11 protein-coding genes, 1 tRNA gene and 9 pseudogenes are annotated in these 19,346 nt (G+C 48.8%); 9 read left to right on the top strand and 12 right to left on the bottom strand.

The window, feature by feature from the left end; all coding sequences use genetic code 11:
* Positions 1 to 53: 53 nt before the first annotated feature.
* The 6 genes from clpP to MN084_RS11270 form a co-directional block, all read right to left on the bottom strand.
* The gene (gene clpP / locus MN084_RS11245) at positions 54 to 689 is read right to left on the bottom strand and encodes an ATP-dependent Clp endopeptidase proteolytic subunit ClpP (protein ID WP_277400313.1); all 636 of its coding nucleotides are present in this window, start codon (positions 687 to 689) and stop codon (positions 54 to 56) included.
* Positions 690 to 888: 199 nt separating this feature from the next.
* On the bottom strand, positions 889 to 2,214 hold the full coding sequence (tig, locus tag MN084_RS11250) for a trigger factor (protein WP_241086345.1): 1,326 nt from the start codon (positions 2,212 to 2,214) through the stop codon (positions 889 to 891).
* 82 nt (positions 2,215 to 2,296) lie between these two features.
* A tRNA-Leu gene (locus tag MN084_RS11255) sits at positions 2,297 to 2,381 on the bottom strand.
* Between the two features lie 1,095 nt (positions 2,382 to 3,476).
* Positions 3,477 to 3,752, bottom strand: coding sequence for a hypothetical protein (locus tag MN084_RS11260; RefSeq protein ID WP_241086344.1), 276 nt, complete (start codon positions 3,750 to 3,752; stop codon positions 3,477 to 3,479).
* A 32-nt stretch (positions 3,753 to 3,784) separates the two neighbouring features.
* Positions 3,785 to 4,030 (bottom strand): AMP-binding enzyme, encoded by a 246-nt coding sequence (locus tag MN084_RS11265; RefSeq protein ID WP_330178032.1) that lies wholly within the window; start codon positions 4,028 to 4,030, stop codon positions 3,785 to 3,787.
* 211 nt (positions 4,031 to 4,241) lie between these two features.
* Positions 4,242 to 4,469 (bottom strand): AMP-binding protein, encoded by a 228-nt coding sequence (locus tag MN084_RS11270; protein ID WP_241086342.1) that lies wholly within the window; start codon positions 4,467 to 4,469, stop codon positions 4,242 to 4,244.
* A 315-nt stretch (positions 4,470 to 4,784) separates the two neighbouring features.
* On the opposite strand from MN084_RS11270, the pseudogene MN084_RS11275 reads away from it, so the two are divergent.
* Positions 4,785 to 5,808: pseudogene (locus MN084_RS11275) on the top strand (IS256 family transposase); the annotation flags it as partial.
* On the opposite strand, the pseudogene MN084_RS11280 reads toward MN084_RS11275, so the two are convergent.
* The 4 genes and pseudogenes from MN084_RS11280 to MN084_RS11305 form a co-directional block, all read right to left on the bottom strand.
* Positions 5,800 to 6,208 (bottom strand): annotated as a pseudogene (locus tag MN084_RS11280) (transposase); the annotation flags it as partial. The pseudogenes MN084_RS11275 and MN084_RS11280 overlap by 9 nt on opposite strands.
* A 155-nt stretch (positions 6,209 to 6,363) precedes the next feature.
* Positions 6,364 to 7,357: pseudogene (locus MN084_RS19730) on the bottom strand (IS5 family transposase).
* 47 nt (positions 7,358 to 7,404) lie between these two features.
* Complete coding sequence (locus MN084_RS11300; RefSeq protein ID WP_241086339.1) at positions 7,405 to 7,611, bottom strand: hypothetical protein; 207 nt, start codon at positions 7,609 to 7,611, stop codon at positions 7,405 to 7,407.
* A 174-nt stretch (positions 7,612 to 7,785) separates the two neighbouring features.
* Positions 7,786 to 8,725 (bottom strand): annotated as a pseudogene (locus tag MN084_RS11305) (IS1595 family transposase).
* A gap of 95 nt (positions 8,726 to 8,820) precedes the next feature.
* Here MN084_RS11305 and MN084_RS11310 point away from each other — a divergent pair.
* A pseudogene (locus MN084_RS11310) lies at positions 8,821 to 11,009 on the top strand (FAD-dependent oxidoreductase).
* A gap of 133 nt (positions 11,010 to 11,142) precedes the next feature.
* Complete coding sequence (locus tag MN084_RS19735; protein WP_445083967.1) at positions 11,143 to 11,376, top strand: helix-turn-helix domain-containing protein; 234 nt, start codon at positions 11,143 to 11,145, stop codon at positions 11,374 to 11,376.
* 471 nt (positions 11,377 to 11,847) lie between these two features.
* Here MN084_RS19735 and MN084_RS11315 read toward each other — a convergent pair.
* Positions 11,848 to 12,000, bottom strand: a pseudogene (locus tag MN084_RS11315) (IS256 family transposase); the annotation flags it as partial.
* Positions 12,001 to 12,071: 71 nt separating this feature from the next.
* Between MN084_RS11315 and MN084_RS11320 the strand changes: the two are divergent.
* A pseudogene (locus tag MN084_RS11320) lies at positions 12,072 to 12,356 on the top strand (transposase); the annotation flags it as partial.
* Positions 12,357 to 12,514: 158 nt separating this feature from the next.
* Positions 12,515 to 13,796: pseudogene (locus MN084_RS19740) on the top strand (IS5 family transposase).
* On the opposite strand, the pseudogene MN084_RS11335 reads toward MN084_RS19740, so the two are convergent.
* Positions 13,769 to 14,872: pseudogene (locus tag MN084_RS11335) on the bottom strand (IS3 family transposase). The pseudogenes MN084_RS19740 and MN084_RS11335 sit on opposite strands and share 28 nt — an antisense overlap.
* Positions 14,873 to 15,466: 594 nt before the next feature.
* Between MN084_RS11335 and MN084_RS11340 the strand changes: the two are divergent.
* The 4 genes from MN084_RS11340 (at position 15,467) to MN084_RS11350 (ending at position 19,210) form a co-directional block, all read left to right on the top strand.
* A complete protein-coding gene (locus MN084_RS11340; RefSeq protein ID WP_241086337.1) occupies positions 15,467 to 16,837 on the top strand; it encodes a pyridoxal phosphate-dependent aminotransferase in 1,371 nt (456 codons plus the stop codon).
* A 129-nt stretch (positions 16,838 to 16,966) separates the two neighbouring features.
* Positions 16,967 to 17,791: an IS5 family transposase gene (locus MN084_RS11345; protein ID WP_445083825.1), complete on the top strand. Its 825-nt coding sequence runs from the start codon at positions 16,967 to 16,969 to the stop codon at positions 17,789 to 17,791.
* Positions 17,784 to 18,233 carry a hypothetical protein gene (locus tag MN084_RS19745; protein WP_445083826.1) on the top strand — a complete coding sequence of 150 codons (450 nt, stop codon included), beginning with the start codon at positions 17,784 to 17,786 and terminating at the stop codon, positions 18,231 to 18,233. The genes MN084_RS11345 and MN084_RS19745 overlap by 8 nt, the downstream gene beginning before the upstream one ends.
* Positions 18,234 to 18,265: 32 nt before the next feature.
* Positions 18,266 to 19,210 carry a TAXI family TRAP transporter solute-binding subunit gene (locus MN084_RS11350; RefSeq protein ID WP_241086579.1) on the top strand — a complete coding sequence of 315 codons (945 nt, stop codon included), beginning with the start codon at positions 18,266 to 18,268 and terminating at the stop codon, positions 19,208 to 19,210.
* Positions 19,211 to 19,346: the final 136 nt, after the last annotated feature.

Here is a 19,346-nt window from a genome sequence, read left to right on the forward strand (position 1 = left end):
TTATAGCCTGACGGACATTAACCAAGAAAAATATCGGGTTAATGTAGATGGCATCAGTTCTCCGATGCAACCGCAATGCGCTGACTCAATACTTCGTCTATCAAGCCATAGGCTGCTGCTTCATCACCACTCATGAAATTATCGCGCTCGGTATCCTTCTCAATCTCTTCTATCGGCTGCCCCGTGTGGTCCGCCAGAATCTTGTTCAGCCGTTCTCTTAGCTCGAGAATCTCCTTGGCATGGATCGCGATATCACTCGCCTGCCCCTGAAAACCACCCAACGGCTGATGGATCATCACCCGGGAATTTGGCAAACAGAAACGCTTACCGATTGCACCACCTGCCAGCAACAGTGCGCCCATACTGGCCGCCTGCCCAATGCACATAGTACTGACATCGCAGCGGATAAATTGCATGGTATCGTAGATCGCAAGGCCGGCGCTAACGGATCCACCCGGGGAATTGACGTAAATATGGATGTCTTTATCCGGGTTTTCAGACTCTAGAAACAGCAGCTGGGCAACAACCAAATTGGCCATATGGTCTTCCACCGGCCCAACCAGAAAGATCACCCGCTCTTTCAGCAGCCTAGAATAGATATCATAAGAGCGCTCCCCCCGTGCCGTCTGTTCGACGACCATGGGAATCAACCCGAGATTTTTTGTGTCTAATCCGCCCATATCACTCATACTCGGTAATTTCAGAGAAATCCTTAGGAACATCTGATCAATTCATAAATCGGTGTCTGATGGCTAAAATCTACCGGCTCTGCGCTGAAAATATTGGCAACAGCCCGCCATTACCGGCAATTTTCGCCTTGATCCAGAAGATTTCAACTCATCATCCATCCGATCCAGAATTAACCAGAGGTTCCCCCCTTAGCTAAATTTATTCAACGGTTGCTTCCTTGACGGGAGGATTCATCACCTCGTCAAAGCCTGAGTCAGTATCCTCAACCTTTGCCTGCTCTAGCACCCAATCAACCAGCTGCTCTTCAACAACCACATTTTCGACACCGGCGAGCTGCTCTTTGTTGCTGTAGTAGTAATCAATCACTTCCTGGGGCGTCTCATAAGAATGTGCAAACTGCTCGACTTTGGCACGCACCCGACCGGCATCAAGCTGAATATTATTCAGCTTGATCATTTCGTGCATCACCAGCCCTAGGGCAACGCGTTTCCTGGCCTGCTCCTCAAACAGTTCAATCGGTAGATCGATATTACTGGATTGACCGCTCTGAGCCATATTTAACTTGGTCTGTTCCCGTAGTGCATTTGACTCCTGTCTAACGAGAGCCTGGGGAACCTCAATAGGATTGACCTCCAGCAGAATATCCATGACCTGCTCCTTAAGCCGGCCACGTATATTCTCTTCCAGTTCCCTCTCCATGTTGCCACGGATCTCTTTATGCAGTGCCTCGACACCGCCTTTGGTCACGCCAAAGGCCTTCACAAATTCATCATCGACGTCGGGCAAAACAGGTTCGGCAACCTTGGCAATCTCAACCTCAAAGGTAGCTGCCTTCCCTGCCAGCGCATCGGCTTGATAGTTTTCAGGGAAGGTAAGCTCCAGGGTCCGGTTCTCTCCTGCCTTGGCACCACGCAACCCCTCTTCAAACCCGTCGATCATATCATTGGAGCCCAGAATCAGAGGTACCCCATCAGCCGAACCACCATCAAACGCCTCACCATTGATATAGCCTTTAAAATTAATCGTTATCTGGTCATCATTTCCGGCTCCACGTTCCACATCATTCCAGGTTGCCCGCTGCTTGCGCAGCTTTTCGATCACCGCCTGTAGGTCTGCTTCAGTCACTTCAACCACAGGGCGCTTGATAATGGAACTACTCATATCATTCAGGGTAATTTCGGGCATCACCTCAAATACCGCAGCATAGGTATAAGGCATGCCTTCTTCGAGAGGCTTTTTGATAGGCTCGATAGCAGGCTCACCTGCAGGCTGCAGTTTTTCCTGGGACAGCGCCTCAAAATAGCTCGACTGGACCAGATTGCCAAAAATCTCCTGACGGACTTCACCGGTAAAACGCCTGCGTACCACCGGCATCGGCACCTTGCCCGGGCGGAAACCATCCAGCTTAATGGTACGGGAAACCTCTTTCAGGCGTTTCTCCACTGCCTCATTGATCATCTCAGCAGGCAGCTCAACTATCATTCGACGCTCAAGCCCTTCCATCGATTCAACCGAAACTTGCATGAAAACCTCTCTGGCGATCCGGCCGCCATCCCTCAATTATCCAATTAACAGGATTCATCGCAACCCGCGATGGACTAAAATATGGTGCGAAAGGGGAGACTTGAACTCCCACACCTTGCGGTACCAGAACCTAAATCTGGCGCGTCTACCAATTCCGCCACTTTCGCACGCAATAGTAACAAACATCGTTGAACCAAGCTTATACCCAGACTAACCAGCCATTATACATAGTGCCACCCCTCGTTTCTAATCGGAATCTCATCCCTCCAGAATCGATTATTTTTTGTAAGTGCTTAATATCGCCACGCAGGCGATATTAAGCTTACATTTTTTTCAGCCAAAATAGCTCTTTTAAACCATTTTACAATCAAGGGAAAAGCTTCTGTAATGCAGGTATGGGGATTTTTATACTATTGTACTGGCTGCACTTCTCCTCAGCGCCCTGATCAATTACCCCCTCTACCTGTTGCTTGGCGGCAGCATGGGCGCCGACACAAGCTGATCAATACCACTGGAAAGCTGATTGCCATACTAGGCTTTATTCTGAGGATGTGCGTCACTTCGCCGTTGCCAACAAAAATGGCCTGGGTTGCGGACTGCCCCGCCCTTGAGTCCTTTAGAGAGCTATTAAAGAGGCTGACTGAGCGGTCTGCTGATCCTCCTCGCCCCTAGTACCGCTCTCGTCATCTTCGGGATCAGAGTCCTTGAAACCAACACCGGAGACTTGGGCCTACTGTATCAAAGCGCTACCTGTAGCCCTCATTGGCGGGCTTCTGATCAGCTTTATCGAGGATACCTGCTTCCGCGGCGGCATTTCAGTACTATCCGCAAAAAGGGCAATTTTCTGACCACCCTACTTCTTTCTAGCCTGTTTTATGCTGCCATGCACTTCATCAAACCACCTCCCCTCTGGGAGGCACTTTTGCCAGGAACAGCGGTCTGCAGATGTTGGCAGGCACCTTCGATCAGCTCGGGGAACTGCGCAGCTATGACTCTTTGCTGGTTATCTTTGTACTCGAGGCCTTCCTGGCACTAGTACGTGAACGCACCGGCAAATGTCATCTAGCTCCATGCCAGCTTTATCATGGTAATCAAGACGATGAAGTCATTCACGGCCATTGCCCCCCAGAGCTCAGCCAACTTCCTTGTGGGCCATTATGACGGCATCGTAGCCCTCTCTCCGCAGCCGGCTTGTTCATCCATCTTTTACAGGCGTTTTTCTTCTGGCACCGGCCGCTACCCAGCTGACAAAGACAGAGATATCAGGCGATCTTGAGCCGTACCACCTTCATCATCTCCATCTCGATACCAGCCACCATTTGAAGGTTGGCATAATAAGTCAGGTTGACTCGCTGCCCGGTCAGATTCTTGTAGGCTTTTTTTCGTTTGTATTTGAATGGGACATCGCAACCCTCGATAATCAAGGTATTGACAAACCACTCTCCTCCGTCCCGTTGAACATGCGAGACAACCTTGCGGAAATCAGAGTGTATCAGGGGTTTATGTTTATCCAGTAGCTGGTCTACAGTCGATTTCATCTCGAGCTCTTTAGTTGGAATTCTTTCCCTAGCTATTCTGATTCGAGGATATCAACCTCCCGTTCCAGTCTACCGCTTTTGCGTAACTCACGCTTAAGAATCTTTCCTGCTGCATTCTTCGGCAACGCATCCTTAAACACGACTTTTCGCAGTATTTCATGGCACCCCAGATCATCCCGGCAGAATGCCCTTACATCTGCCGCACCAAACTTCCCTTCTTTCAACACAACATAAGCCACCGCATTTTCACCATGCAGATCACTCGGCACACCCACCACGGCTGTTTCAATAATCCGGTCATCACTGGTACAGAACCTCTTGCATCATTCTGGGATAGACATTCATACCATTGGCAATCACCATATCCTTCTCCCGATCAACGATATAGAGACATAGCCATCACTAGTCCTTGTAGCCGAGATCCCCGGTACTCATCCACCCATTGAAAAAGCTCTATTCCGTCTCTTCCGGATAAATCTCAATACTCTTTCATTTCATGACATTCGGGCCGCGGACACACAACTCGCCTATCTCATCAGCTGGCAGCCAGTAGCTAGCTTCGCCGAGGATCTCTATTTCGACACCCGGTAGCGGCAAACCAACAGAAGCAGGTTTACGCTCACAGCCAATCGGATTAACGCAGATGGCAGGCGAACACCCAGTCGAACCATCACTCTCGTGAATCGGCAAATAGAAGCGCTTCTCAAACTGACGCATCGCCCGTCTACCGGCACCACAGAATGGTTACGCAATAGCGAATGCTGGACCAATAATCTATCTGCTCAATAGAAGTTTGGCTACCAACGCCAATCTTACGCCATGCAACAGTGGCATCAGAGTACCAACAGTAGCCGCAAGCGAGTGAAACACAGGCAACACGACTAGCAGCCTGCTCTTGCTAGGTTGGAATTGGAGTGCAGCCAAGCGCCATTGGTATTTGATGCCAGATTGTGATGAGTCAGTATGGCCCCTTTGGGCGGCCAGTGGTACCGAAAGTATAGAAAGTGGCAGCAAGATCCTCCCAGGTATCAAATGCCGGAGCTGGATATCGCCCCCTTAACTGCAAAAATCATCAAAACTGAAGAAGATCTCAACGAGTTTCGGCCAATGCGGGCCAAAATCACGGTCGATGCAGCACTCAACGTTGAACCGGATGATCATCTTGGCTTTGCCAAACATGAACAGTCCGAAGCGAATAATAGCTGCAACGGCACTACTGGCAAGACCTTGCAAACGGAAGATAGCCAGTTTGAACTGGATACTCCACGAGAAAGAGCGGGTAGCTTTAAACCCCGACTAGTTAAAAAGCACCGGCATCGATTTACCTCAATGGATGACAAGATCCTCTTCTTGTATTCTCAGGGTATGGACGACCCGCGAAATCGTCACGACATTCAAGGAAATGTACGGAGCCGATGTCTCCGCCACACCCATATCCAAAGTTACTGATGCGGTTATCGAGCAGGTTGTCGAATGGCAATCTCACCCCCTGGATGCGATTCAGCCTATTGTTTATCTGGACAGCATTGTCATTAAAATCCGGCAAGACAAGAAAATGATCAACAAAGCAATTTACCCCGCTTTGGGCGTCAACCTGGAAGGCCACAAGGAATTATCGGGGCTCTGGCTGTCGGAGAATGAGAGTGCCAAGTTCTGGCTGAACGTGCTGACAGAGCTTCAGAATCGCGGTGTGAAGGATATTTTGATTGCCTGTGTCGATGGCTTAAAAGGCTTTCCTGATGCCATCAACACGGCCTTTCCGGATACCCAGATCCAGCTCTGTATCGTGCATATGGTACGGAACTCGATGAAGTACGTGCCTTGGAAAGACTACAAGCCTGTCACGGCTGATTTGAAAAATATTTATCAGTCCATCACCGGGGAAGAAGCCTCATTGGCGCTGGATAAATTCTCTGACCGATGGGACAACAAGTACCCCCGGATCAGCCGCTCCTGGAGTGCCCATTGGCAGAATTTCAACACACTGTTCAACTACCCGGAGGACAGACGAAAAGTGATCTGCACGACCAACACCACTGAGTCGCTGAACAGCGTCAGTCACTTTGGAAATCAAGGTGGCGGAGGCATCAGCACCGTACATTTCTTTAACGGTCGTGGCGATTTCTCGTATTGTCATGCCCTGGGCATACAAGAAAATAATCTTGTCGTCCATGGAAGTAAATCGACGCTGGTGTTTTTTAACGAGTCTTGGGCTCGAAACTCCCAGCTCTGTCGCGTGGTGTATCGAGCTCGAACTGGCCAGCTTCCGTTCGGATAGTCTTACTGGCATAGCCGTTGCGGTTATTGGCAGCTTCGGACTGCTCGTGCCTTTCAAAGCCAAGATGATCATCTAACTCAGCGTTCAGTGCCGCTTCGGTCGTAATCTTGGTTAGCATCTGATGGAAGTCTTTGAGGTCGTCTTCCGTCTTGATATTTTTAGCAGCCGCATGAGCGATCGCCTGTAGTTCTTTCTAGTTCATAGTGCCTATCCTCAACCACGCTTGGGTTTAATGATAGGCAGTTACACAGAATTCAGGACACCCTTCTTTATAGGCTCAACCCGGCATCTCCACGCTCGTTTTTCTGGCAACATCCATATACATACCTCGCTTCATCCGGCCAGCCACACCAATCGACGCATGTTGTACACTAAATTCATCATACCAATCTTCACACCGACCCTGACTTGCCCGATGCTACGCATTAGTCGATTGGCCTGCTGGGCAAACGCGTACTCAACTTGCAAACCCAAACTCTTGATCGTTTTCGGTTTGCCTCTTGCTCCCGTTCATTCAAGAGGCGTTTGTGTGTCGACTTGCGGTGAATCTGACTGCGGTAATCGCACCCCGGTAAAGCAGACTCCTGCTCTGCACTGCGGCAAGCAGAATCGGCCCAGACACTGCCATTGGTATTGTTCTCATCCAGCAGTTACTCGAAGACCTGGCTACCATGAACTTCAGCTGATGTTACGGCATACTTGCGAATGACCTTGTACTTCCGGTCTATGCGGATATGATTTTTGTACCCACAGTGGGTTTTGCCATGCTTCATGGTCCAGCGGGCGTCAACATCCTTCTGGCGGCGTTTGTTATCACCCCATGTAGGGCTATCCCCGACTTTGATCTACCTATTTTCCTCTCGCGTATTACGTTGCCTGGATATTGGAACGGTAGCGGCATCTACAATCTGCCCCTTGCGAGCACTGAAGCCTGCTGCATCAATCTGGATCAACAGCTCTGAAAAGAGTTTATCAACAAGGCCTGTTCTTTCAGGCGCTCACGATATACTCAAACTGTTTTAGCATCGGGTACCTTACCCTCCGGGCTCAGCCCAGGAAAACGACAAAAGCTATAGCGATCCCGTATTTGTAACTCTGTTTGATCATCGTTCAGATTGGATAAATGCTGCAGGACCAACACTTTGAACATCAGTACCGCATCGTAAAGGTGGGCGCCACCTTTACTGGGATCACTGTTTTTATAAACTGAGCCCAACAATACCCGGAAAACCTCCTAGTCTGCGGTCCTTTCCAGCTTTGGCAGCGAGTCTCCCAGCTGCTCAAGGACGTCAAGTCGGTCTTGATGATCAAAAAAACTTGGTTGCATAGTTTTTACCAATGGTTGTTTGAGTTGGTTACTAATTATCGCTGATTTTAGAAGGTTTTTAGAGGCTTTCTATAGACAATCTCCTTCCGGTTGAGCAGCAGGCTCACTGGCACGACTACCGCACCAGACTTTACGATATAGGCATAAGCAATAGCAAAAGAGCCCGAGTTAATGCAGAAAAGGCCAATTCGATCCTTTTTGGTAATCCCTTCTGCTTCCAATGAATGGATGGATGGAGACTGGCTGGTACTCACGACCGATTATCCAGAAATTCTGTAAGTGAAAGAGAAGCAGGATAAAATCTGATGGCGAGAAACGCAATGGAGAAAAAGAGAGTTTCAGCCGAGCCTGTAAAGTTTTCTGTGTAATAGCCAGAGTTAAATATATACCGCTAAGCGCTCTTCGAACTCAATCATAAATCTACCTGATTACCCATAAACTTCAGCCATCCTCAGGAGACGATAAGGCATCGGTGTACGTAACGCGACGCAGAGCAATCGTTCAATCATAGCCGGAAGATTAAACCGGCGATTAAAGCGATATTTAAACTCGGCGAGATAACGAGGTACGTGTTTTTTACGAATAGCATGAAAGGTTCCCTGCAAAGCATTCTTGATATTACCAGGCATGGTATTCAGCCATTTAAAGGTGGAGAGCTGGGTATACTTTCGCCCACCGCCAGTGACGATAGGCATATGATCACATCCAGCATCTGTAACTGCTCTGAAGCAGTAGAGCCCATCAGAAAAAACTGTGCTGCCAGCACACAGACTGGATCTGGCATATCGAGCGATCTCCGCACTCTGAAAACCGCGGAGCCGACGCAGTTGATCTTCATTGGCCTGCCGTCCTGCGTCGTCTCAACAGCTGCCACGAAAGGGATTTTATTACGAGACCCTGCCCACGCTTTCCCGGTTTCTCACCACCAATATAAGCATCATCCATCTCGATGCGACCAGCCAGTTTTTTTTGACTCTGACGTTCCATCATCACCTGCATCAGTTTGTGCTTGAGCTTCCAGGCTGTATTGTAGTTCACACCAATTTCACGGGACAGTTGCAAGGTAGAAGTACTCTTTTTACGCTGAGTCAACAAGTAGATGGCTAGAAACCACTTCTTCAACGGCCGCTTGGTGCCGTGAAAGATGGTGCCAGCAGTCAGGGAGCTTTGGTGGTGGCATTTGTGGCACTGATATATCTTACGGCTTTTGAGTTCACAACCTGTTGTGTTGCCACACTCAGGACATATATATCCGGTAGGCCAACGCAGTTGGTACAATGCTTGTTGACATTGCTCTTCAGAACCATATTTTTCAATAAATTCGTGTAAACTAGGACCTTTTTGAAACTGCACTGTATTTTTCGGCATGATAGAAAATTCAGTGGCTTCTATTATGCAATGACCACTGGCTCAATAGCTGAGACTAGTAGGTAATCAGGTAACATTATTAGGAGCAACTCAACATGGATCTTCGCAGGATTATTCTAGCTACTCTGCTGGTAGCCGTCATTGCCGTTTTCTTTATTTTTGATCTCGGTTCCTATCTGACACTGGAAAATCTGAAAGCCCAGCAGGTGGAACTGGGAGCATGGCGGGCTGAAAATCCTTGGCAGAGCGCACTGATCGTCTATGTTGTCTATGTTGTCTATGTTGTCTATGTTGTCTATGTTGTCTATGTTGTCTATGTTGTCTATGTTGTCTATGTTGCAGTGACGGCGCTATTGCTCCCCGGTGCAGCCATCATGACGCTTGCGATTGGAGCCATATTCGGCTTGGTATCCGGTGTCATACCAGTCTCCTTCACTTCGACAATAGGTGCAACTCTGGCCTTTCTTATGGCTCGGTTTTTGTTGCGCGATTTGGTACAATCCGGTTTGGCGACAAGTTGAAAGCGCTTAATGCAGGCATAGAGAAAGATGGCGCATTTTATCTCTTTGGTCTGCGTCTAGTACCACTGTTCCCCTTTTTCGTGATCAATCTGGCTATGGGGCTTGCTACTCTGCGCACCTGGACATTTGCCTGGGTCAGCCAGATTGGAATGTTGATAGGTACCGCTGTCTTTATCAATGCGGGCACGCAACTCGCAAAAATTGATTCTCTCTCGGGGATTTTGTCTCCAGGCCTGATTCTCTCTTTTGTCTTATTGGGAATATTTCCACTGCTCGCCAAGAAACTGTTGGCTGTTATCAAGGCACGAAAAGTGCCTGCCAATTACCCAAAACCACCGAGTTTTGATCGCAATCTGATCGTGATTGGTGCAGGTTCAGGAGGGTTGCTTTCTGCACTTATTGCTGCAGCGGTAAAAGCCAAGGTGACGCTGATCGAAAAACATAAAATGGGCGGCGATTGTCTGAATACCGGTTGCGTCCCCTCTAAAGCGCTGATCCGCTCAGCCCGCTATCTAGCCCAGACCCACTAGAGCTGAAGAGTTCGGTTTCAAGTCTGCAAGTGCGGAGTTTGACTTTGCCGACGTCATGGAGCGGGTTCAAAATGTAGTGAAAAAAGTCGAGCCACATGACTCGGTTGAACGCTTTACTGGCCTGGGCGTTGATGTGATTCAGGGTGAAGCAAGGATCACTTCGCCCTACACCGTAGAGGTGAATGGCCGGAAACTCACCACCCGAAACATCATCGTGTCTACCGGGGCCCGGCCATTTGTTCCACCAATCCCCGGGATCGATCAGATTGACTATCTCACTTCCGAGAATCTTTGGGAGTTGCGTGAACTGCCGAAGAGGCTGGTGGTTCTTGGCGGTGGCCCCATTGGTTGTGAACTGGCGCAGTGCTTTGCCCGCTTTGGTTCAGAGGTGACCATTGTAGAGATGGCGCCACGATTGATGATACGGGAAGATGATGATGTTGTTGCACTGGTCACCGAACGGTTCTGCGATGAGGGGATCGATGTCTTTACCAACCACATGGCCAAAGAGTTCAAAGTGGAGGGTAGTAGTAAGTTCCTGATTGCCGAGCATGATGGCGAATCGGTCACGGTTGAATTTGATCAGTTGCTGGTTGCCGTGGGTCGTGCAGCCAATACCAGCGGCTTTGGGCTGGAAGAGTTGGGCGTGCGAATTAATGATCGCCGCACCGTTGAAGCCAATGAATTTCTCCAGACCAATTTCCCGAATATCTATGTCTGTGGTGATGTTACCGGTCCATAATCAGTTTACTCACACTGCCGCACATCAGGCTTGGTATGCCTCGGTCAATGCGCTGTTCGGTATGTTCCGGAAATTTAAGGTGGATTACTCGGTTATCCCCTTTGCAACGTTTACTGACCCGGAGGTGGCGCGAGTTGGATGCCATGGCTCAGGGTGTTCCTTACGAGGCCACAGTCTATGGGCTGGATGATCTTGACCGGGCTATAGTCGATGGCGAAAACTACGGTTTTGTAAAAGTGCTGACAGTACCGGGAAAAGACAAAATCCTGGGAGCCACCATCGTCGGTGAGCATGCTGGCGACCTGATTGCCGAGTTTATCTCTGCCATGCGGCACGGCCTTGGGCTGAGTAAAATCCTCGGTACCATCCATATCTATCCGACATGGACCGAAGGCAATAAGTTTGCGGCCGGTAACTGGAAAAGGGTTCATGCGCCGGAGAAGTTATTGCAGTGGGTAGAGAAATTTCACACCTGGCGCCGAGAAGAATAAGTTGTTGCTGGGTTAAGTGGGTATTCAATAAATAGATGTGGTTGAGGGCATGGGGTACTAATGAGTGGGTGGATTCAACTCCAAAGTGCATCATCTGGATGACTAAAAAGAGATGATCTGAATGCTTGGTAAAATGAGGTTGCGAAATCTTATTTACACAGGAGGAGCACAAATCATCTCTTATCGTTATTTTAGTGCAAAAGAATGCCATATGCTTATGCATCTTTTATATTGGCGTTTAAATTATCGAGATATTGGTCCTCGTCTGGGTCGTCATCACACCTCCATCTCACGTGAAGCGAAACGCAATGGCCGACTCATAGCCTGTTATCGGAATGAGTTTGCACAGAAACGTGCGATGGCTTGATGCAAGAAACCGAGGCACACTCGCAGGCGATCATATAAAAGACTCCTGCATTATTATGTCACCGAGCGGTCACGCGAGGATTGGTCACCGGAAACAATGGCCGGACACCTCAAGCTGGACCACCCTCGAAGTGCATGTCTACGGATTAGCCCAGAAGGTATCTATCGATGGGCATACGAGGATACTGCTCAAGGCGGTTCTCCACTAAAGCGGCACAAAAAGCGTTCGAAGACAGCAGCAATACGGGACCAGATATGTCAGCATTCATGATCGTCCTTTAAGTATTGGCAACCGTTGTCGCTTTGGCCACTGGAAAGGTGATAGTGCTGAGGGGGCTCATGTGGCATCGTCACCCATATAGAAAGAAAGAGCCGTGTACTGGTTGCTGCTAAACTGAGCGACAAATCGGTAGATGCTTTTTAGAGACTGTTCAGAATTTTGTGTCAACGTAAAAGCACTCAATCCATACCATCACAGATCAAGTGCGCGATCAAGCCTGCCTTCGAAGAAGACAGCCAGTTGAGACAAGATCAGGTTCCAGTTGTGAATGGGCATCGTCCATTTCTTACTGGCGTTCTGAATGCCAAGGTATAATAATTTGAGCAGGCTGTTGTCATTCGGAAAACCGGAGACTATCCTGAATTCTGTGTAACTGTCTATCATTAAACCCAAACAAGGGAGAGAATAGGCAGATGATCGACAAGAAAGAGCTCCAGGCGATAGCCCAGGCGGCCGCTAAAAACATCAAAACTGAAGAAGATCACAACGAGTTTCGGCAAATGCTGACCAGGACCACAGTCGAGACAGCACTCAATGCTGAACTGGCTGATCATCTTGGCTTTGCCAAGCATCAACAATCCGAAGCGAGTAATAGCCGCAACGGCACGACCAGCAAGACCTTGCAAACGGAAGATGGCCAGTTTGAACTAGATACCCCGCGAGATAGAGCGGGCAGCTTTGAACCTCAGCTAGTTAGTCGACCCTGAAATATTCATAACGTAATGATTTATGTAAAATAAGCGTCTAAATTTGATAAAATAAACGTCCGTGAAAGGGGTAAAAGCAGAGAAAAACTGGACGAAATAGAGGTGGATAATTCAGCAAACCCAAGACAGCCAATCCCAACCAGCAAAGTTTCCTGCACCAGAACTTACTGGATCAGCTGAACCCCAAGCATCCACTTTTGCTACTGGCCAGACAGATAGACTGGTCATATTTTGATGCTGAATTTGCCCCGCTTTATTCTCATCTTGGAAAGCCCTCAAAACCCATCCGCCTAATGGTGGGTCTCTCGATACTCAAGCATCTGGAAGACCTCAGTGACGAGGTTCTGATTCAACGCTGGATACAAAATCCCTACTACCAGAGTTTTACGGGTGAGATCGAATTCCAATGGCAACTTCCTTGTGACCCCTCCGACCTGACTTACTTCAGAAAGCGTATTGGCAAAGAAGGTTTTGAAAAGGTCCTGGCTGCCTCTATCGCCTTACATCAAGAAAAGGCGATCGAAGATGAAATGTGTATCGACACTACCGTACAAGAGAAAAACATTACCTTTCCAACTGATGCAAAGCAGTACCGAAAGATACACGGGCAGTTACTCAAGATGGCCCGAGCAGAAGGTATCGTGCTCAGTCGAAGCCATGAGAAGGAAGTAAAAATTCTCAAGCTCCCCACCCGATTTGCCACACATCCGAGGAATCGTAAAAAGGCACGTAAGGCCGTCAAGCGATTAAAGACCATCAGCGGCCGATTACTGCGTGAAATACAGCGTAAGATGACCGCAGAACAACAGAAATTCTATGCAGAAAAGTTCGCCCTGTACCAGCGCATGCTGAATCAGAAGCGTGCTGATAAAAACAAGTTGTAGCCTACATGAACCTCATGTTTACTGTATGAGCAAAGGCAAGGCCCAGCAGCGTTATGAGTTTGGCACCAAGGCATCAATCACCACCACAAGGGACGCGGGCATTGTGATTGGTGCCCTGGCTTTTGAGAAGAATGTATTTGATGGTCACACCGTACCTGAGGTCTTGGCACAGGTGAAACGTCTCATCAATCGAGTACCCAAAGTGGGTATTGCTGATCGAGGTTATCGGGGCAAATCAAAGGTTAATGACACCCAGATAGTAACGCCAAAGCCTGCTAGGAAGAATACCTCAGGAGAAGCCATGGCATTAGCCAGAAAACGTTTCAGAAGACGAGCTGGCATTGAGCCTGTGGTCACTTAAAGAGTGACCACAGGCTAAAAAGGAACTTTCTTAAAGGCTTTGCCGGGGAGTCAGATTAACTTGCTTATGGCGGGGGCTACCTTCAACTTCAGAAAATGGATGAGGGAGGTTCTTTTTGTGCTGAAAAATATCATGTCCATACTGTTGTTCCTGTGCTCTGGTCAAGTCGAACCGGACACATTCAATTGAGACAGTTCATAGTTAATCGGTGACAAACTACCATTGGCAGTGTGTAACCGATCTTTGTTGTAGTAGCGGATGTAATCCGCGACATCGTACTTCATGTGCTCTCGTGTAGGTTGAGACACTTTTAAAATCCAGTCATGCTTCAGGCTGCTAAAAAAACGTTCAACCACCACATTGTCCCAACAAGCACCTACGTCTCCCATCGACGAGCGTAGGCCATGATTTTCTAATAAATGTCGGTGCGACTTGCTCGTGTACTGTGACCCGCGATCACGGTGAAACACTAAACCCTTGTTAGGTTGGCGTAGGTTAACGGCTTTTATCAACGCTTTCTTCACCAGATTAGTCGTCATGCGTTTATCTATGGACCAGCCAACAATACGCCGTGAATATAAATCCATGACAATGGCTAAATACATCCACCCTTCTCCTGTTCTTAAGTAGGTAATATCACCGGCCAAAACATCATTGGCAGCGACCGGATTAAAGTTCTGATTCAACAAGTTATCTGCTACTGCATCGCTATGCTGACGGTTTGTCGTGACTCTATAGGCGGTACGCTGTGTGACGCGCAGCCCCCTAGCTTACGCATCACAGTTTTCGTTCGATAGCGGCCAATAGAGAAGCCTTCTTCGCGCAGTTTTTTCATTAGCTCTCTGGAGCCCAGACTTTGGCGGCTTGCTGCAAACAAGGCTTTAGCTCGGCGATAAAGCTGTAACTCTTCAGCGCTGATTAACAGGGCAGGCCGCTTAACCCACGCGTAGTAGCTTGATCGACTCAATCCAACCATTTGGCATAAGCGGTTAACCGGCAACTGGGCTGAGTGACACTGAATAAACTGATGCTTTATTTCATTTCTTTGGCGAACAAGGCTGAAGCCTTTTTTAATATGTCCTTTTCGATGACGTAGGTGCTTATTCTCTCTGCGTAATCGGTGAAGCTCCGTCCGCTCATCGGCTGATAACGCACCGTCTTGTTTTGAGGCTTCAATCTTTAGTTTTACAATCATAGAGTTGATTTGCTCGAATACCCAGTGATTTAGCCGCCTCAGCGACCGAATAACCTTGATCTGTCACCAATCCAACCGCTTCTTCTTTAAAGGCTTGAGGGTAACTCTATGTAAACTCGTTTTTGATTCATATCCGCTCCAATAACCAACGGTATTGTCTTTTATTCAAGTGTCCAGATCAATTAAACCAGAAACACTACATCCTGGTCTGATAAGACCGTTACATAATCATGGCGTTTCTTGAAGACCGTCTTACTTAACGCCAATGCATATTGGGCTACGTGCCAGTCCTCGCTTAACTGCTCGCTGCAAAATACTGGCCAACCAATCCCGAATTTAGTCCGTCCCGTCCGGGAAAAAAAATTAAAATTAACCGGGACAAAAGCCTTCCATACTCTGAAATTTAGTCTATAGTTACCTCCGTGCATCAAGGTTAGGAGTGTCACTTGAACGGGCGCTGGAATGGTCGGCGAACCAGTTTGCCGTTCAGCCATCGCCGGCACAGGCCACATGGTGGCAGCGCCAGCATTTTAAATAAAATGCGTCGCAATAATAATACTTGGCCAATGATTTTTACGTGCAGGTTTTGCTCGGAAATTTCCCCCTAGTTATTTTCAGTGTTTTTCGGGGTAGTGTTCGCGTATACCTGATCCCAGAGGATTTAATGTGTCAACCTGATCTGGAACCCATTCTCATGGCACTGAATGCCGAACAATATCCCGATGTTCATCTAAATCTCAATGTACGCGGTCTAGAACAGTCTGCCACCTTGGCGATTAGTGAACGCTGCGCCCAACTGCGTAAGGAGGGACGGGATGTCTATCGACTTGGCTTGGGGCAACCCCCTTTCCCGGTTGCCGAACCGGTAATCGAGGAGCTTAGAGCAAATGCTTATCAGAGGGAGTATCTCCCGGTAAAAGGACTCCCCGCACTGAGGGAGGCCGTGGCCCGCTATCACCGACGCCAGGAGGGCATCGAGTACGCTCGGGAGGATGTGCTTATCGGCCCCGGCTCCAAAGAGCTGATGTTCCTGATACAGCTGGTCTACTATGGCGACCTTGTCATTCCAACCCCAAGCTGGGTCTCCTATGCGCCCCAGGCCACGATTATCGGTCGGCATATTCGCTGGGTGCCGACGAAATTCGAAGATGGCTGGAGAATCACGCCTGAAGGACTGGGGGAACTCTGCCATAAAGACCCCACTAGACCCCGCATTCTAATTCTGAATTACCCGAACAATCCCAGTGGCACCACCTACGGCAATGCAGAATTACAGGAGCTGGCCAAAGTAGCCCGACGCTATAAAATCATCCTGCTGTCAGATGAAATTTACGGTGAAACTCAATTCAATGGCAAACATCAGTCCATTGCCCGCTACTACCCCGAAGGCACGATTATCAGTGCCGGCCTGAGTAAATGGTGCGGCGCTGGCGGTTGGCGGCTGGGGACCTTTACCTTTCCCAATAACCTATACTGGCTGCTGGATGCCGTCTCAGTTGTGGCCAGTGAGACATTCACCTCTACCAGTGCCCCGATACAGCATGCCGCTGTCCGTGCTTATGAAGGAGGCATCGAGATCGAACGCTATCTGTGGAACAGCCGTCGAATACTCAAAGCCCTTGGCACTAGCCTCGCAGCACGACTTCAGAGGATAGGCGTGGATGTTCCGGTCCCTGAAGGTGGTTTTTATCTCTTTGCCTCTTTTAATAATTTCCGGAAAAAACTAGAACAGAGAGGCATCACAACCGATACAGAACTGTGTAACCGATTACTCGAAGAAACCGGTGTGGCAGTCCTTCCAGGCTCACAATTCGGCCGTCCAGCTGAAGAGTTGACGGCAAGAATAGCCTTTGTCGATTTTGACGGAGCACGGGCACTGGTGAGTGCCGAGGCAGTCCCCTTAGAGAAAGAGCTGTCAGAAGACTTTGTTTCGGGTCACTGCAACAGAGTCGTGGTTGCCGTTGAGCACCTTTGTGCTTGGCTTGAAAATGGGGAAAAAGCTCCACCTGACCATACCGACTTCAGATCAAAATAAGGCTTATAACTTGACTGTGAAATGACTATTCCATAGGGCTATCATCAAGCTGAATGGTTAAGGAACCTCTAAAAACCTTCCCAAATCAGCGATAATAACCAATTCAACCAACAACCATTGATAAAAGCCATGCAACCGAGTTTTTTTGATCATCAAGACCGACTTGACGTCCTTGAGCAGCTGGGAGACTCGCTGCCAAAGCTGGAAAGGACCGTAGACTGGGAGGTTTTCGGGTATTGTTGGGCCCCGTTTATAAAAACAGTGATCCCAGTAAAGGTGGGCGTCCACCTTATCGATGCGGTGCGGATGTTCAAAGTGTTGGTCCTACAGCATTTGTTTAATCTGTCCGGTGATCAAACAGAGTTCCAAATGCGGGATCCTTATAGCTTTTGTCATTTTCTTGGGTTGAGCCCGGAGGGTAAGGTACCCGATGCTAAAACAGTTCGGGTATATCGTGAGCGCCTGAAAGAACGGGGCCTTGTTGGTAAACTCTTTTCAGAGCTGTTGATCCAAATTGATGCAGCAGGCTTCAGTGTTCGCAAGGGGCAGATTGTAGATGCCGCTATCGCTCCACCAGTACCCAAGCAACGTAATACACGAGAGGAAAATAGGCAGATCAAAGCCGGAGACAACCCTGAGACATGGGGTGATAACAAACGCCGCCAGAAGAATGTTGAAGCCCACTGGACCATGAAGCATGGCAAAACCCACTATGGGTACAAAAACCACATCAGCATAGACCGGAAGCACAAGGTCATTCGCAAGTACGCCATCACATCAGCTGAAGTCCATGATAGTCAGGTCTTTGAGGAACTGCTGGATGAGAACAACAATAATGGCAGTGTCTGGGCCGATTCTGCTTACTGCAGTGTAGAACGGGAAGCCGCTTTACCGGGGTGCGCATTACCACAGTCAGATTCACCGCAAGTCGACACGCAAACGCCCCTTGAATGAACGGAAGCAAGAGGCAAACCGAAAACGATCAAGAGTTCGGGCTCGAGTTGAGCACGTGTTTGCCCAGCAGGCCAATCGACTAGTGCGTAGCATCGGGCAAGTCTCATGTCGGCGTGAAGATGGGTATGATGAATTTGGTGTACAACATGCGTCGATTGGTGTGGCTAGCCGGATAAAGCGAGACATGGATATGGATGTTACCAGGAAAATGGGCGTGAAGGTGCCGGGCTCTCCGGATTTGCTAGAGACTGTTGGCCTTTGTCAGGTTTTTAGAGGTTCCCTATACATTAACCATTCGCTAATTCACGTGCAGCGCAAAAAGAAAAGGATTTCCGTGTTAGGCATAACCAACCTTCTGGATACCGGGGTACTTATGACTAACCGATTATCAGGTCATCTTGACCGACTATTATCAACCACAACAATACTGGAGAATCGCTAATGTTTAGCAAGCGTACAATCGCCACTGCCCTCATGGTAGCTGGTGTTTCTTTGGCTGCAACCACTGCTAACGCAGATAACGCAGACTTATTCATCACCATCGGGACCGGCGGTGTTACCGGCGTTTATTACCCGACTGGCGCGGCCATATGCCGTTTAGTCAACAAAGGGCGTAAACGGCATGGCATTCACTGCTCCGTAGAATCTACCGGCGGTTCTATCTATAATCTGAACACCATCCGTGCAGACGAGCTGGATATGGGCATAGCCCAGTCTGACTGGCAGTTCCATGCCTATAACGGCACCAGCAAATTCAAGAGTATGGGCGCAAACAGAGAGCTCCGCGCTGTCTTCTCAGTACATCCAGAGCCCTTCACCGTCGTCGCCCGCGCAGATGCCGGCATCAAAACCTTTGCCGATCTGAAAGGCAAACGTGTCAACATAGGCAACCCGGGCTCCGGCCAGCGCAGCACCATGGAAGTCGTGATGGATGCCTTGGGCTGGAAGAAATCCGATTTCACCCTGGCTTCCGAGCTAAAAGCGGCTGAACAGTCAAAAGCGCTCTGCGACAATAAAATTGACGCCATGATCTACACTGTTGGGCACCCCTCCGGTTCCATCAAAGAAGCAACCACCACTTGTGACACCGTTCTGGTCTCTGTTACCGGTCCGGTTATCGACAAGCTGATTGCCGATAATGATTACTACCGTACTGCTACCATTCCAGGCGGCATGTACCGTGGCAATCCGAATGACACACAAACTTTTGGTGTGGGCGCGACCTTTGTCTCCTCCACCAATACACCTAATGACACGGTTTATCATGTAGTCGAAGCCGTATTCGAGAACTTCGACCTCTTCCGTAAACTGCATCCCGCATTTGCTCACTTGGTAAAAGAGCAAATGGTAAAAGATGGCCTCTCTGCACCACTCCACAGTGGTGCGATACTCTATTACAAAGAAGCGGGGCTGATGTAATCAGTAACTGCCAAACGGGCCGGCCTAATCAGGCCGCCCGTTTTGTTATCAGTCAGGGATAAAAAAACAGCCACATAAGACTGATATCACCCGGCCGAGTAGATGAAGCCACTTCCAGACAGGATGTCAGTTTTCC

It is taken from the genome of Candidatus Vondammii sp. HM_W22, assembly GCF_022530855.2.
Classification (GTDB): Bacteria; Pseudomonadota; Gammaproteobacteria; order Chromatiales; family Chromatiaceae; genus Vondammii.